The sequence below is a fragment of the Pseudomonas sp. TR47 genome (genome assembly GCF_044143025.1).
GTDB lineage: Bacteria > Pseudomonadota > Gammaproteobacteria > Pseudomonadales > Pseudomonadaceae > Aquipseudomonas > Aquipseudomonas putida_E.
On the sequence record NZ_JBHFCS010000035.1, the window covers coordinates 1 to 15686 of the forward strand.

General features: G+C 54.7%; 11 protein-coding genes. All 11 read right to left on the minus strand.

What is annotated here, in order from left to right:
- Positions 1 to 185 precede the first annotated feature (185 nt).
- Positions 186 to 449 (minus strand): PAAR domain-containing protein, encoded by a 264-nt coding sequence (locus tag ACEWE8_RS24330; RefSeq protein ID WP_395589392.1) that lies wholly within the window; start codon positions 447 to 449, stop codon positions 186 to 188.
- Positions 450 to 594: 145 nt separating this feature from the next.
- Entirely contained in the window at positions 595 to 1287 is a 693-nt protein-coding gene (locus ACEWE8_RS24335) for a hypothetical protein (protein ID WP_395589386.1), read from the minus strand.
- Positions 1287 to 3977, minus strand: coding sequence for a hypothetical protein (locus ACEWE8_RS24340; protein WP_395589387.1), 2691 nt, complete (start codon positions 3975 to 3977; stop codon positions 1287 to 1289). The genes ACEWE8_RS24335 and ACEWE8_RS24340 overlap by 1 nt, the downstream gene beginning before the upstream one ends.
- Positions 3978 to 4006: 29 nt before the next feature.
- Positions 4007 to 6355: a type VI secretion system Vgr family protein gene (locus ACEWE8_RS24345; RefSeq protein WP_395589388.1), complete on the minus strand. Its 2349-nt coding sequence runs from the start codon at positions 6353 to 6355 to the stop codon at positions 4007 to 4009.
- 17 nt (positions 6356 to 6372) lie between these two features.
- On the minus strand, positions 6373 to 9027 hold the full coding sequence (gene tssH, locus ACEWE8_RS24350; RefSeq protein WP_395589389.1) for a type VI secretion system ATPase TssH: 2655 nt from the start codon (positions 9025 to 9027) through the stop codon (positions 6373 to 6375).
- A gap of 149 nt (positions 9028 to 9176) precedes the next feature.
- The gene (locus tag ACEWE8_RS24355) at positions 9177 to 9680 is read right to left on the minus strand and encodes an Hcp family type VI secretion system effector (protein ID WP_012315100.1); all 504 of its coding nucleotides are present in this window, start codon (positions 9678 to 9680) and stop codon (positions 9177 to 9179) included.
- 16 nt (positions 9681 to 9696) lie between these two features.
- Positions 9697 to 11427 (minus strand): OmpA family protein, encoded by a 1731-nt coding sequence (locus tag ACEWE8_RS24360; protein ID WP_395589390.1) that lies wholly within the window; start codon positions 11425 to 11427, stop codon positions 9697 to 9699.
- Between the two features lie 5 nt (positions 11428 to 11432).
- Positions 11433 to 12113, minus strand: a complete 681-nt coding sequence (tssL, locus tag ACEWE8_RS24365; protein ID WP_168216545.1) for a type VI secretion system protein TssL, short form — start codon at positions 12111 to 12113, stop codon at positions 11433 to 11435.
- The gene (tssK, locus tag ACEWE8_RS24370) at positions 12110 to 13465 is read right to left on the minus strand and encodes a type VI secretion system baseplate subunit TssK (protein ID WP_395589391.1); all 1356 of its coding nucleotides are present in this window, start codon (positions 13463 to 13465) and stop codon (positions 12110 to 12112) included. The genes tssL and tssK overlap by 4 nt, the downstream gene beginning before the upstream one ends.
- Before the next feature lie 23 nt (positions 13466 to 13488).
- Entirely contained in the window at positions 13489 to 15027 is a 1539-nt protein-coding gene (tssC, locus tag ACEWE8_RS24375; RefSeq protein ID WP_177011152.1) for a type VI secretion system contractile sheath large subunit, read from the minus strand.
- 34 nt (positions 15028 to 15061) lie between these two features.
- Complete coding sequence (tssB, locus tag ACEWE8_RS24380) at positions 15062 to 15565, minus strand: type VI secretion system contractile sheath small subunit (protein WP_012315105.1); 504 nt, start codon at positions 15563 to 15565, stop codon at positions 15062 to 15064.
- Positions 15566 to 15686 lie beyond the last annotated feature (121 nt).

Sequence of the window (15686 nt, forward strand, 5' to 3'; positions counted from 1 at the left end):
GACACACCCAGTGCAGCTCCCCAAACAACGGCTGTTTGTTCTCGCAGATCCACCTCTGAAAACAGGGCTACAACAGCGCATCCGAAAAGCAGGAAGAGCGGAAGCAAACACAGCCAGAGCCATAGCCTGGGGCTACTCGGCCGATCAGCCTGAGCAGGTATGCGATCAAGGTCCACTGCCATGGACTATCTCGTACCAGCGCTAGGCATTGACGAGATCAACACGCACCCGCACGCGCAACGATGTCCGTCAAAGGCAACTGGCACACCGTGATCTCTGAAAGCAGAATGCCCTTCTGCGATGACAGTGCGGCCGTGGCCAGGATCAGGGCAACTGACGGGATCGCCTTCACGAGCCACATAAATACCGCCAAAACGCATTGAGCTAGAACCAGCAAGCACGGTTCCGCCTCCTGTAGTCCTGTCTCCAACACGAACTACACCCTTCATCAAACAAACCAACCATTTAATAACACCAACTTCAACCCCCAATGACGGAAAAATCGAAACATGCACAACAGAGCACACACTCAAAAACAAACAAAATACAACATACCCAGTTTAAACAAACTATCTCAAGCCCTGCGCATCCACCTTACAAACAACGATCCACCACTAAACGCCGCACATCATCTCCATCCAACCGTTGAAGCTTCATCGGATCGAGTGACCTCACCACATCGACATACCGTATCCCCCCGCCAACCTTAGTCAAAAAAACCAAATCAGTATCGAATTTATAACAACGTCCTCTCCACCGAACTAGCTTGTTAGGACGCGAATCGATCAAACTCTCTTTAGACAAATACTCATCTAAAAATTCTACGCCATTAAGTTCACCTATGAGATATCGCCCACCACCATGAGCACTAGCCTTGGTATCGAATGAATAGACATCCCTAATCTGCTCGGCTAGCAACTCCATCCCTATCTCATAAAAATTTGACTCAAGCAAAGTACCTAGACCGCACTCCCCAACCGAAATTCGAGCGCCATTATATATGTTCCGCCCATCCACATAAACGCAGTCCACCATAACCCGCACACCATCAAAACGCAGCGTATAGTAGTAACTATCACGACCAAATACAAAAATAGCCGACTGCCCGTTGATAGTCATCAACACTCTATCAACCCCATCCCTGTCACCAAAAACATCCTTAACCGAATGCTCTACAGAAGAACTTCTTACATACAAATCCCTGCCCCGCTCCTCTATTACCACATCGCTGGCTTGCAAGCCAAAAGAAACAAAAACACCGATCCAAAAAAACGCTTTCTTTAGCATCAGTGGAAATCCTCCGAAAGACGCGACGTTTCACTTAGAATAGCTTGCATCTTAGTAGCATAGGAAGCGAGTAGATCGGCTTCGTCAAGCCCATTAATAACACGCCGCGCAGACCTATAATTTATGGCACCAGAATTAATGTGTACTGAAATCTTGCTCCCAGTAAAAAGCCCGGATTTCATACCAATGATCATGATAGGAACAGCATATTCAAACCTTCCAGCCGCATCTGGATCACCCACAAAATCAACCCCCATAATATTGGAGAATTTTCTATAGTTATTTTTCCAAGTCAAGTGCACACAACCCCTACCACGATACTTAAACCCGTCCCCCTCTTCAGTATTTCCATTTTTCTTTGCGATAAGACGGAGTGCTGCAGTTGGAGCTAGGACGGGATCATATTTATTAAAATAGCTCAGTCGGCCCACCTCCGGCTTTTCACTAAAATACTCTCCCGTAGTGAATTGATAAGTTTCATGCCGAGCAGTGGCCAGCATGTATGCAACCTCATAGAGATTTGCCTGGTCGCCAGTCGCCCTGTAATATTCATTTATGCCTACAATCAGCTTCCTAAGATTCTCCTTCGACTCGTCAGCCAAGGGCATCGTACCCGCCGCAAATGTCTGATGAACACTCGCGTAATGCTCGATAAACTCATCAACAAATATCAAATCTTCGACAAAAACAAAAACAGCAAGCCCAACCAATGGATGTATATGATTAATCATTCCACATGCCGGCAACCCGACCTTAATTGCGATTTCGCCCCACCAACTTAATTGCCTAATCCGCTCCTTCTCCGCCAACCAATTAAGGTGCGGTGTCGATCCCGCGTGACCAAGAATCTCATCCAGAACATCCCACTTTTGCGGCCTGTAACACCATTCACTTTCACAATAGATAACCAAGCGTGAAAGCGCCTGAGCGTGCGCAGGAATTCGCATTACTGCCCGCAATTCCTCCACTGTAATGTTCTTATCCCGATCACTATCTATAAGATCAAATAACCGCTCCTTGATAGCCCCCTTATCACCAGCATCCGCCATAGGACCGTATCGCCTTATTTGCTCGTCTGTCAGACGATTGAGTGAGCGTAAAGAAGCAGCCATGAATTCAGGCGGAGATGTGTAATCGGTAATGACGTCATAGCCCGCCCAAGCCCACGGACTCGTCCATTGATCGCTCCCCTTCTCCACTCTCACCCATCCGTCTAGAAGCTGGTTTTTCTCATCATTAAGCAAACCTTCAAGCCGATACCAGTTGCACGCTTCACGCTCACCAGCCTCGGGTATTGCAATTTTATGCGTTGAGGGCAACCCATCCAGCAATGACCTGGGAACAAATAGATCGGCGCTGCTTAATTGACTTTGGTCGTTTTGCACCGGAGGGCGCATCTCTCCGAAGTGGTCCTTGTGCACCACCACGGCCGTGCCCTTTGCCAGTTTGAGCAAAGTCTTGTCTTTTGCCGGAAGCCCCTTTACCCACGTTCGACACTGAGCAATAAAACGCCCCACGTCGCCACCACTAAAAACTTCCAGGTGGAGTTTTCTCTCGGGCAGGTCTGCAGCATAATCTTGGTATTGACCTATATGGCCTATCAATGCACCTGCCCTTATGGGCAATGGCTTATCAAGCACACATATTTCATCGTACGCCCTAGGCACAGGCAAAGCCTGCAGCGACTCGAAATGGACAAACTGCGCAACACTCTCCAGTTTGCGAAGCTCACCCTCGCCACTGATTTTTACTTGCGAACCTTTGGGCAGGTCAGATTTACGGTCGCTACTTTTGGCATTTTTCTCGTCATAAATAACTAACCCGGCCTTCGCACGGTGCTCCCCTCCCTCAATCGATTCCAACTGATCGAAGCGCACGTATCCGCGCAGCGCCCCGTCAGTACCCACCAGTCGCCGCGCAGGTCCCTTCGTACTTATCAGCCGGCGGTACTCACCCCCTCCGCTGACCCTTACCAGGGTTCCTTGCGGTAGTAAATCAATGACTGCTCCTCTTCTCTCCTGGTGGCGCACATTAAGTCCTAGCTTGCCCGGCAGATTTGGATGTGCGTCCTTCGCTGTCATCGAAACAAGGTAGTCATCCTTCTTTTCCCAGAAATGTGGACGCGGCAATTCAGGCGCACCCTGATAAATCGCTCCGTCCTCCAAGTGCATGTAGAGGCTATAGATAATCAGGGACGGTGGAGCTTCATTGTCTCCTTGAATCTTAGGTGCTTCCAGCCGATGACGAACCAATACAAAATTTCGAGAAAAAGGCTTGGGCGCCGGCTTTTTGTTTTCAACGTAACTCGTCACGGCTGAGTTCATATCAGTACGGTAAGCCACCACTTCACCATCTGCTATGCAAAGAACGTGAGACTGATCAAGCACACCCGCCGTACCACTGTCGAAGTGAACCCCTCCATGCCAGAGCCCGCCAGCTCCCAGCGGGTAATAGCCCGCTGTCGCATTCGCCAGTTGGGTAAGCTGATCTATCACACTGGCTTTGTTTTTCTGCTTGAAGGGATAGCTCCAGTTTTTTACGGGTTGGAGCGTACTGCCATCGGCTGCGGATGAGCTGATTGATTTTCCATCAGGTGTCGGATAGATAGGACCTACAGACTCCTCCGACTCAGATTCATCGATTCCCCCTCCAAACATGTCAGCCAACCACTTCATGCTACGCTCAGCCATGACGCATCACTCCATATCTCAGAGAACATTCATCCTGAAAATACTGTAAATTTTAACGAGTCGGGATCATGGTCTGCCAAAGCAGGCATGGACGTAATCTCTGCTGCCTTCTTTGCAGGCTCTTCTATATATTCGAAGCTTGCAGCCTTGATTAGGCAATCGCCTTCCGTGCCAGACTCAATACTGCACGCATCCATGGTGATATAGCTGCCACCCGCATTGAGCGTGATCTTCTTTTTCGCCGTGATCCGGATTTCATCTTCGGTACTAGAGATTTCTAGACCATGCCGTGCAATTAGCAACAAGGTATCGTTTTGCGCCTGGATACTGACTGGCCCTTGGTTGGCAATGAGCTTGATGCCCAATTTGCGCACAAACACACTCAGCCCCTGTCCTATCCCAACAAACAACCGCTTGACCACGCTGACATCGGCCTCACCACCGGCGTTGAGCATCAGGTTCTTTTGCGCTGCCAGCTGAAGATGGCCGCCACTGGTTAGCGAGATCCCCTGAGGGGCGCTCAGTATCAGGACCGAGGATTTGAGCTGTTCCAGATCTTGCTTAAGCAGGTCCAGTTGGGCCTGGACATCCGCAGGCTCCGCCTTGCACGCCTGAGCGTCATCCGAAAGCCCTTCCAACTGCTCTTTGGCCTGATCCAGGCGCTCCAGGACAGCAGCCATTTCGAGCATGTGCCCCTTGGCCCCTGGCTGCGTATCAGCACTGATGAAGATGCCGCTGCCACCGCGCATGGCGACATGCCCATCGGTGCGTAGTTCTGCCCCCGCCCCTCGGGTTTTGCGCTCAGCGTCAACCACATGCCCCAGATTGAGCTGGCTCTTGCCACTGTGCTCGGTACTGAGCTTGATGTGCTCCTTCCCACGCGTATCGTCCATGCGCAACTTGTTGTTGGCCGGGGTCCGCAGCACATTGCGTTTGTAGTTGCGCAGCGTCACGTGGTCGGGATGTTCACTGTCGTGCAAGGCATAAGCGATGTAGGGGCGGTCCGGATCGCCTTGCTCAAACGCCACCGCCACTTCGGTACCGCAGATCAACGGCAAGTGCAGGCCATGGGTGTCACCCGCGTAAGGCCGTGCCAGTCGTAGCCAGACACTCTCCTCGCCTGCACGCCAGGTGTCCCGGTCAAACAGGAAATTGACCCGGTAACGTCCCTCCATATCGATATGGCCGTAGGAATCGTTCTTTTGAGTACTGGTAACTCGCGCCGGCACCGTACCGGCGATCTGTGGCTTGCCCAGCAATCTGGGCCGAAAGCCTATCGACTCCGAATAGGGAATCGCGTCGAACCTGGCTTCCAAGCTCCGGTCGCGTGCTGCCTCGACGGTCAAATGTGTAATGACCACCCCAGGCTCGAACACCTGTGGTGCCCCGTCAGAGACCGTCAGCACTTGCCCTGGGGCAAGCGTTACGCTGCTGCTGACGCCATTGCAACGCGTCTGGTCGTTGAGAAAGCGTTCATGATTCAGGCGCGCATAGAAGTAGCCACTTTCGCTGAGCAGGTCCTCATCCTGGTCAATGGCGTCACCCAGCGCGGTATAGGGTTCACCGTAGTGATAGCCTTCGCCGTAAGTAGTGGTGCCCCCCCGGCTGTGATCAACCTCACCATCCAGGAAAGCGGCCGCGTCCCGGTGGTGATAAGCCCGCACATTGATGTGCTGCTCCACCACCTGATGCTCAACTTGGAGCGCCCATACGCCCTCCTGCCCATTGCTGGTCAAACCCGACAGCGGGCGATGTGGCAGCGTGAGTCCAAACTGGTAGTGGCGTTGATGGTCGTGAAACTCGACCACATCGATGGAAAGGCGATCATCGTGGGTAAAGCGATACCAGATGCCGACCTCCGCCAGCAGACGGCTGATGAAGGCCAGATCGCTCTCACCGTACTGCATGACCTGTTCACGCTTGGGATACTCGCGCGCCAGGTCAAACAAGAAGTGCTGCCCTTCGAACTGGTGGCGACTACGGAGGACACTTTCAACGATTTCCGGCACCGACTGATGCTGGTAGATCCGGTACTGCTTGCCACGCCCGAGCAATGCCAGGTGCGCTTCGAGTGTGACTTGGTAGCGGGCTTCATCCCGGGAACCGGAGACACGCTTGAAACCGGTGATCACGCCATGCAGCGTACGTGAAGCAGCGTTGATCATTGAGAGCTGGACGGTGGGTTGAGACTTGCCCAGATAAAAGCTGGCATCCTTCCCGAGGATCTGCGCAGCCTCGATATCCTGCTCCGGGGAAGTGAATGCCACGGTGTACTTGAACGGTTTGCTCAGCCACTCTTCACCTTTGAACGACAGTACATCAAGCTCAACAGCAAGCTGGTCGACTTCAAGCTGGTAGTGGTTATGGGTGAAACCCATTATTGGCTTCGACATCATCAAACCCCCTCGGCAGCCGCTACGGCTGCGTGGTGTTCATCTGCAAAGCTCAAGCTGATGCCGGCGTCTTCGCAGTATCCAAGCGTCACGGCTTGGGTGGGCTGTCCGAGCGCTTGGCGCTGGAGTAACTGCTGACTGAGCACCGGCAGGATCTGTTGATTGAGCAAGCTATCGATATTGCGAGCGCCGGTATCGGGCAAAAGGCAGGCGGCGACCAGCGCTTCGTAGAGCGAGTCATCAACCTCACATTGCAGGCCGTAATGACGCAGCAAGCGCTTGGCCACTTGATCGAGTTTGATGGCGACAATGCGCTTGAGTGCATCGGCCCCCAATGGGCGGAAGATCAATGTCTGGAAGCGAGCCAACAGTGCAGCATGGAAGTGCTCGCGTAACACGGGACGCAATAGTTCATGCAGTGCCGCTTCCTCAATGCCTGGCTGCCGCTCGATACTACCTTGCAGCAGGTCGCTTCCCAGGTTCGAAGTCATGAGGATGACCGTGTTGCGAAAATCGATCTCCCTTCCTTCTCCATCACGCATGAAGCCGCGGTCGAACACCTGATAGAACAGGTTGAGTACATCACGGTGGGCCTTTTCGACTTCGTCCAGCAACACCACGCTATAGGGACGCTGGCGGACGGCTTCGGTGAGTACGCCGCCCTGGCCGTAACCCACATAACCCGGCGGCGAACCCTTGAGTTGGCTGACGGTGTGCGCCTCTTGGTACTCCGACATGTTGAGGGTGATCAAGGACTTCTCGCCACCGAACAGACTGTGGGCCAGTGCATGCGCCGTCTGCGTCTTGCCGATGCCACTGGTACCGACCAGCAGGAAGACAACCATCGGTGCCTTGTCGTCAGTGAGGCCCGTTCGGGCGGCGCGCAACCGTTGGGCAAGTGCAACCAGCGCCGGGTCTTGACCAACAACACGCTCGGCCAACTGATCTTCCAGGTTCAACAAGCTGGCGTGTTCGTCTTTCAGCAGACTACCGAGAGGCACGCCCGTCCAGTCTGCGATCACCTCAGCCACACTGCGTGCGCACACATCGAGGGACAGCAGTGGCCGACTCCCCTGCACGTAGCTGAGGTGTTCTTGCAGCTGAGCGCAGACAGTTGTATCAACCTGCTCGCCCTGGCGAGCATTGAGCAGCTGGTGGGTGAGGTCGAGTTCTTGTTGGTACTGCAGCTCCAACGCGGCTTGCTGACTCTCCAGCTGCACCAGCTGGGTAGTGATCTTCGCCAAGCGAGATTCATGCGTAATACCGGTAAGCTGCGCGTCCTCTTCCAGCGCCACCCTCTCTGCCGTGAAGGCCATTTTCTGCGACTTCAGCTGGACCAAGGCCTGAGGTTCGCAGTCCAAGCTCATGCGAACACGCGCGCAGGCGGTATCAATCAGATCCACAGCTTTGTCCGGTAAACGGCGCCCGGTCAAAAAGCGGCGAGACAAGCTGACCGCCGCCTGCACCGCAGCATCTTGAACATGCACGCCGTGGTAGCTGGCATAACGCGCTTTGAGCCCTCGCAGCATCACACAAGCATTGGCATCATCCGGCTCATCGACCTTGATCATCTGGAAGCGACGCTCTAACGCCGCATCGCGCTCAAAGTACTGCTTGTATTCACTCCAAGTGGTGGCAGCGATGGTGCGCAGCTCGCCACGCGCCAGAGCCGGTTTCAGCAGATTCGCCGCATCTGCGCCCCCTGCCTGATTGCCAGCGCCGATCAAGGTGTGCGCTTCATCAATGAACAGCAGCACCGGCGTCTCTGACCGCTGGACGGCATCAATTACGTTTTTCAGCCGTTGCTCGAACTCGCCTTTGACTCCTGCGCCCGCTTGGAGCAACCCCAGGTCCAGCGTACGGATACACACCGGTTTCAAGCTATCGGGGACATCCCCGCTGGCGATGCGTAAAGCAAGCCCCTCGACCAGTGCGGTTTTTCCAACACCTGGGTCGCCCACGAGGATAGGGTTGTTCTTGCGCCGACGGCTCAGCACATCGATCATTTGACGGATCTCATCGTCGCGGCCGAACACCGGGTCGATTTGCCCCGCTGCTGCCTGGGTGGTGACGTCATGGCTAAACTGATCGAGGACAGCGACTGATGCTTCGTCCCCCTTCAAGACGACTGCCGCCTTAGCCTCTCCTGACACTTCTGGCTTGAACAGTGATGTCTGCCCCGGTTGACGCTCTTGCGAGTCAAACTCAAGCAGCGTTTCCATTTCCTTGAACTGCGTCGGACCGACGCTCGATAGAGGCCAGGCGGCGGAACATTTGAGCAAGTTAGGCGTTTCAAATAACGCCCCCAGCAAGTGAACGGATCGCAATTGCTCACAGTCACGATCCAGCGATGCCAACAACCAGGCATTGGTGATCAGCTGCTGCACCTCACCGCTCAACTGAGGTTTGCTGAGAACGCTGCGCGGCAATGTATGGAAGTAGTCAAGCAGCCCTTGCCAGATGGCATCCATATCCCACTCGCATCGGCGGGCGAGGACCACGAGATCGCCCTCGCCCTGCTCAAACAACTTCAACAGCCAATGTTCAACAGTGATATGACTGTGCCCGCGCGCCTGACAAAGTGAAGCCGCTGCCGTGAGTGCCTGGGTACAGTAGGCGTTTAGCCGGCGAAGCAGGCGGGTAGGATCGTGTGCCATACAGGGCATCCTTGTCGTCAATAATCAACATGCCGCCACAAGTGCGAGCGCATCTGAATAGCTGAGGTGTATTTGGCTGAACGCCCGCGCACGGACGCTCAACCCAAGACACTGGAGGCTGTCAACCAACCTCGGTTGACAGCCAGGTTTCATCCAGCGGCAGCGGCGCTAGGGCGTTCATTCCAGGAGTCTGAATGGATGATGTTCCCATCCTTGAATGCCCAAGTAATTTTTTCGTAGCGCAGCTCGACTAGTTCCAAGTGATTGTGTTTTTCTTTCGCCGGATCTTTGACATCGTGCATCTTGGGCGCAACTTTCACGACCTTGACGTTTTCCAGTTTGGTGTTGAAATATTCCACCTCCTGCCCGGCATCATTAATCTTGTACCATTTGAACTCCGCCTCTTTAAGCGTCTGCCCAGTCGTCACGGCCTTGTAGAGATAAGGAGAGGAGGCGTCTATCTCCTTGGTAAAAACAAAAGGCGTATGGATACGCGTACCCGTTAATTTGCCGGTATTGTTATCGGTAGGGATATACAAATCATGATCTTGACCGACCACTTCAACACTACCCTCACGACCCTTTACATCCACCGAGCCTTTGATATCGGCTCCACCATCGTCTTTCAGCCACAGATAAACAGGAATAGCCATTTAGAAGCTCCTCATTTCAAGCTTTGGGAGTCGCAGAGTGCGACTTGGGTTGCAGTCCTGAGGCCGTAGCCGAGGGCTGACAAGCCCCCGCCTCCGGCACCAGGCGAATTTCAACTCGGCGATTAGCCGACCGTCCTTGTTCCGTGTCATTACTTGCAACGGGCTCGCTTGCACCCAAGCCTTGAACTGCGAAGCAGTTGCTGGGTATGTCACCCATGTGTTGTATCCAGTCATGAACCGCCGCCGCGCGTGTTCGCGTCAAACGCAAATTCTGTTCGTCACTACCCGTCGCGTCCGTATGGCCCGTGATCACGATCAACCAGCCTGGCTGGGCCTTGATGTCTGCAAGTGCATTCACCAAAAACTTGGTCGATCCTGGCTTCAACTGCGCGCTACCACTGTTGAAGAGCGACAGGCTGTCCAGGCGAACCGTGCGTGGCTTGTCAGCCACTCCCTGAGGCATCGTCGGGATGTGATTGCCGTTGATTGCGGCCAACAACGAAGGACGCAGCCTTTCGCCCTGATAGAGCCCAATCCCCAACGACCACGGTTCCCCTTGGCGATAGTAGCGGTCCAGTCGCTGCGCCTCCTGGCGAAGCACCATCAGTGCCTCCTGGCGTTGCGATACTTTGTCCGAATCGGGGTTCAGCGAAGCCGTGCTGTAGCGTCGCAAATCATCGGTGACCTGACGGATCAAGAGCGTGTTCTGCCTCGCCGAACTAATCAGCGCAACGCAAGCCGTCAGTACGAACAACCAGACTCCAATCACCACAGCCCTGCTTCGCCGACTGTGTGGAGTACTGCCAGGCAACACATGGAGCAGTGCATCAGGAAAGGGTAACGACGCGTTTGTATGTTTAGGCCCACTACCTGCGAAGGAAAGGCCAGTCCGCTCCTGTAGCCAACGGTGCCAGAGGTTGCCATCACGCGCGCCCTCAGACTTGGGACAAAATGCAACCGCAACGGCGTCCGCTGTTACGATCCCCTCGCGGGAATTACGTTTGCCAATTTCCGGCAAGCACGCTTGATTCAACCATCCCACAGCAGCGCTCAACTGCACCGTGGTTCGGAATCGATCAGCCTGGTTCTCAGGTTCTGTGCCCCTGCGCTCCCATTCGGCCAGCGTCAGGCACTCACCCACCTCACGCGCTCGCACACTTGATGCTTCAGTTTCCCAGCTGAACCAGGGCGACACCCCAACTGCGCTCGGGAAGTAGCCCACAATCAGCAGCGGCAGCGGTCTACCTCGCTTGCGCAATATCGCAACCTGGTGGCACAAGCTTTGTATCTGGTTCGCAAGCACTGCGCCGTCAGTATGGGCGCTGGGATTGACCAGCCACATGACACTGAGCTGCCCGTCCCACTCTGGCCGCTCCAGCAGCAGATCGGCCACGGCTGCGGACAACTTCAAGAGATCGGGCACTGGCACATAACACCCCTCCACTGTTACCCGTGGCGCCAACTGCTCAGCAGACGAGGCCCCAAACAGCTCAGCCAAGCAATCGCCGACCGCTAGAACGACAGGATGACGATACGAGCCAGCAGGCAGGCGGACACCGCCGCCCCACTGCAACGGTATATGTTTCTTGGCAGCACGCTGAGTCCGGCGCCAACCCAACACCAGCAAGGCAGTGACTACCAGAGTAGCGATCGCTTGAACCTCTACAGCCAGCGGCAACGTGGCAATCAACAACCAGGACAGCGCACCGGCCCATAGCCAAAGCCCCTGTTTGTGTACCTGCGCCATTGCGCTCATTCCTGCACCGGCAAGAGCGAGGCCACTGCCTCACCTAACGCGTGATCAAGCGCCCACCAAGCACCTACCAAAAGAGCAGCTGCCATCACGATGTGAAGCAGAGGAGATCGCAACCAACCCCACATCGGCATCCGTGGGCCACTGCCTAACTGAACGACCAGCGACTGACTTGTATCCAGAGGCGGCACTTGCGCGGAGATGGCAGTCAACAACTGCTGCCGCTCCGGGTGGTTTGCCTCTCGGTAGCGCCCCAGGAATCCAAGCATCAGGACTCGATGAAATACTGTGAGTACGCAAGGGGACACAGAGGCTTCCTGCAGCGCAGAGCGCATATCTTCGTAGAGCGACTCCCCCGCCTGATGGCTGCTGAAAAACCTTGCCTGTAAGGTCTCCATCGCCCAATCCTCATGGGCACTGCCTTCGGCGCGGGCAAGTACTGTTTCGTCCAGAAGCGCACACTGCGCATGACTGATCAGATCGACGCTGCGGCGGTCCAGACCCTCCTGCTGAAGCATGGCTCGTACATGCTCGACATCAGCCACGCACCTTGACCACAGCTGCGGACTACTGTGCGCATCGGTACCGTGTCGCAACTCGACAACCAACAGATAGGTGTCCTGCAGCAACGCGTCGATGTCCACCTTGGCTGCGGTGTGCTTCTGCACTGTGCGACTCATGAGCGAAGCACCGCGAACAATTCGAGCTGGACACCCTGAAACACACTCGGGACATAGAGGGCACAGACCCCATCAGCCAGCATGGCGCGGCCCTTTGCATGGCTGAGATCGAGCGCGAAGTACTGATTCTCCAGCCGCAGCGGTATCGCGGCGGGCACATGGCTCAAAGGTTTCAGTGGAACGCCATCGAGTGCCGCATTGACGAGATGGTCCACATCATCGGGGCAACCGATCTTGCACAGCCGTGGGAATTGGCTTTGAACTTGTACGGCTGGCAGCCGGCAACGGACCGACAAATAGAAGTCAGCACCTTCAGGCTCAAGCAGACGTGGATCGCTCAGAGAAACCTGCCAGCGGTTTGCGCTGCGCGCCTCCAGGATCAGTGCCAGCACGCGGGACGGCAGGCTCGCCTCCAGCAATGTGGATAGGGTACGCATCAAGGGCGGGAAAACCGCCTCAAGGTCCGCGTGCTGGTAGGCGGGTATGTCCTCTATGTGCTGGTCTAACGAGAAGGTCAGCAGGCCACCTGCAAACTTCACCAACTGTTGATATACCTGCTCCGGATGGCGAGCAGGCTGCGCTTTTATGTCTGCCAACACCGGCTGATAGGTGTTCAGCGCGTTGAGCAACCAGAACAACGTGACATCTGCAACAGCGAAATCCGCCATTCGCTGGTTGCTCTCCCGGCGCATTCCCATCAAACGCTCACGCTTGGCGGACAGCTGGGTGAGCAGGTTGTCGAGTTGAAGCAACAACCCAGCATGAGCATCAAACTTCAGCAACGGCGGGATGTAGGTACCATCAATGGCCCACCCATCCTTGCCATCACGCAGCAAACGACCCACCGGGCAGGTCAGATAATCCGCATTATCGTCATCAGCCAGACGCAAGCTCAGCGCATGTTCGAGCACGCTGATTGACTGTATTTCACTGGTGTAGAGATCCTTGGTGTCACGCCATACCTGGTGATATCTGACGGGCCGCTCAGCGCTGCCACCCTCAAACAGGCAGTTGTTACCATTGGCCTGTTCCAGTGGCAAAGCGATCACAACCGTTGCCGTCTGGATATCTCCGGGCAATACCCGAGAGAGTTCCAGGGCACTGGGTAGTCGATCCAGCCGATCGGTGTCGATCAAAGTACCGTCTGGTAGGCACAACTGAAGCCGAGTGGCCATCAGCTTACCCAACCTCAGCGCATCTGCATCAAACGCCACATTTCGGATGCCCCAAGGGTGGACCAAGCCCAGTGAGGCAATACTCTGGTTGGTCCACGATTCAAAGCGGGCCTGCTGTTGAAACTGCTGCGCAGACAACACCACTCCGGACGCCCATAAAGGCCGGTCGATTTTCACGACATACACTCCTGCAACCGCAATCAAGATTTTGCTTTGGGCATCTGCGAAACCAATGAGAGGTTGATGTCCATACCTTCAACCTGGAAATGCGGCACAGCGAACAACTTGACCCTGAAGAAGCCCGGGTTGTCATCAATGTCCTCGACAACCACTTTTGCCTCTCTCAGCGGGTGGGAAGCTTGCAAGTCATCTCCCGGATCGGTCATCTCGGTGACCAGGCCACTGACCCACCTATTGAGCTCCAACTCCAACAGGCGACGGTCTTTAGTTGTACCAATATTCTCCCGCTGGATAACTTTCAAATAATGTGCAATGCGAGAAAGCAGGAACACATAGGGCAACCTCGAATTGATACGACTATTTGCCGTGGCCTCCGCCGTGTCATAGATTGCCGGCTTGTGCGCTGAGTTGGCCGAGAAGAAACATGCGTAGTCACGATTCTTGTAATACGAGAGCGGAATCAAGCCCAAATTGGCAAACTCAAACTCTCGGGTCTCCGGAATCATAACTTCCGAGGGGATCTTGACTTGACTACCCGTCCCCATGTCGTACAAATGAATCGGCAGGTCGGTAACCGCGCCACCCGACTGTGGCCCTCGAATCTGCACGCACCATCCATTGGCAATAAAGCTCTTGACCATGTTCGCCGCGAACGCGAATGTCGAGCTTACCCACAAATACTTGCTGTGATCCGGCCCCTTGACTCGCTCCACATAGTTGAAAGATCGCACAGGGTTCGTATCAGGCCCATAAGGCAAGCGCCCTAATGTGCGGGGTGTTATCCCGCCCGCATAACGAGCATCGTCAGTTTGCCTGAAGCCGTGCCACTTAATATACTCCGCACGATCCATGTAGTTACCGATATCCTTGATCGCGGACACTTCCTCCATGGTGTTTTTTCCGAAGAAGGCCGGACCAACCGAGTACAAAAACGGCATATGGGATGCAGCCGCCACTTTCGAAACATTGCGCAACAATGCGATATCTTGCGCCCCTCGCCCAAACTCATAATTCGAAACTGCCGCCGCGATAGGCTCACCACCAGGCGTATCGTATTCCTGGGTATAGGTATGCAGATACAAACCGCTTTGCGAGATCTCCGGCGCGTCTTCAAAGTCCTGCGCCAGATGCTCCTTACTGATATCGAGCAGCTCAATTCGGACGTTTTGACGGAAATCCGTTTGGTCAATCAACGACTTCGCGCCGCGCCAGATTGATTCGACCCGTTGAAAATCCGGGTGATGCATGACCGCGTCCAGCTGGCTGCTGATCTGAGCGTCAATCGAGGCGATGTGCTCATCCAGCAGAGCCCTGTCCAGCTTCTCCACCTTCGGAGAGACTTGTTTGAGACGGTCCAGAAAAACGCTCACCGAAGCAGTAACGCGCTCATTAGCTGTCGCTTCTGACAACGCATCGATACTTTGGAACACCTCAATGCCACCCATCTGATCAAGCGGCTCAAGGTTTATTCTTTCAAACAGCGCGTGATAGACGCTCTGGTTTTCTTCCACCTGCACGGTGGCGCCACGCGATTGCGCAGAAGATTGTTCTTCGGACATTTATTAGCTTCCAGTCTGTCGAGATGATGGTTTTCTAGCGCTCGCTTGGCGGTGCAAGGGCAGCAAGTTCCTTACGCAACTCGTCACTCAGTGCTTCATCTTTAAGTATCCGCTCCAATTCAGCACGGAACGTTGCGTTATCCAGAAGATTGGCCTTCAATTCGCGCAGCAAATTTCGCATCGCCAACAGTGCACGCAACTGAGGAATCTGCAGAGCAACCTGTTCTGGCTCGAAGTCCTTCATACGCTGAAAGCTCAGCTCGACCGGTGTTTCCCCACCCTCGCCCGAAAGCGTATCGTCAACAATAACCTTGAGACTCGGAGAGAGATCGGACAGCACGCTGTCAAAATTATTCTTGTTGATATTTACCTTCGGCCGCTCTGACAGTTGGCGCTTTTCCTTCCCGTTGCTGTAGTCTCCCATCAGAATGAGTTTAAGGGGAAGTTCCACCTTGCGCTGGGCGCCACCTGTATGCAGATCAAGCTTGATATTGACACGTGCCTTCGGCACTTCATTCTGAAAGCTATTTGAAGCCATACCACCTCCTGCGAACCGGAATTCCTAGCGGGAACCAACGCCCAAATGAGCGCCACCGAACCCCCAACAAAATTAATCAAGACCAGTCGAACCATTGCGTACGACTGCTTGGGCGGGAGCG

What these genes read in the sequence shown, in the direction of transcription:
- ACEWE8_RS24330 (WP_395589392.1), bottom strand. Translation starts at nt 449, where the DNA reads ATGAAGGGTGTAGTTCGTGTTGGAGACAGGACTACAGGAGGCGGAACC.
- ACEWE8_RS24335 (WP_395589386.1), bottom strand. Translation starts at nt 1,287, where the DNA reads ATGCTAAAGAAAGCGTTTTTTTGGATCGGTGTTTTTGTTTCTTTTGGC.
- ACEWE8_RS24340 (WP_395589387.1), bottom strand. Translation starts at nt 3,977, where the DNA reads ATGGCTGAGCGTAGCATGAAGTGGTTGGCTGACATGTTTGGAGGGGGA.
- ACEWE8_RS24345 (WP_395589388.1), bottom strand. Translation starts at nt 6,355, where the DNA reads ATGGGTTTCACCCATAACCACTACCAGCTTGAAGTCGACCAGCTTGCT.
- tssH (WP_395589389.1), bottom strand. Translation starts at nt 9,027, where the DNA reads ATGGCACACGATCCTACCCGCCTGCTTCGCCGGCTAAACGCCTACTGT.
- ACEWE8_RS24355 (WP_012315100.1), bottom strand. Translation starts at nt 9,680, where the DNA reads ATGGCTATTCCTGTTTATCTGTGGCTGAAAGACGATGGTGGAGCCGAT.
- ACEWE8_RS24360 (WP_395589390.1), bottom strand. Translation starts at nt 11,427, where the DNA reads ATGGCGCAGGTACACAAACAGGGGCTTTGGCTATGGGCCGGTGCGCTG.
- tssL (WP_168216545.1), bottom strand. Translation starts at nt 12,113, where the DNA reads ATGAGTCGCACAGTGCAGAAGCACACCGCAGCCAAGGTGGACATCGAC.
- tssC (WP_177011152.1), bottom strand. Translation starts at nt 15,027, where the DNA reads ATGTCCGAAGAACAATCTTCTGCGCAATCGCGTGGCGCCACCGTGCAG.
- tssB (WP_012315105.1), bottom strand. Translation starts at nt 15,565, where the DNA reads ATGGCTTCAAATAGCTTTCAGAATGAAGTGCCGAAGGCACGTGTCAAT.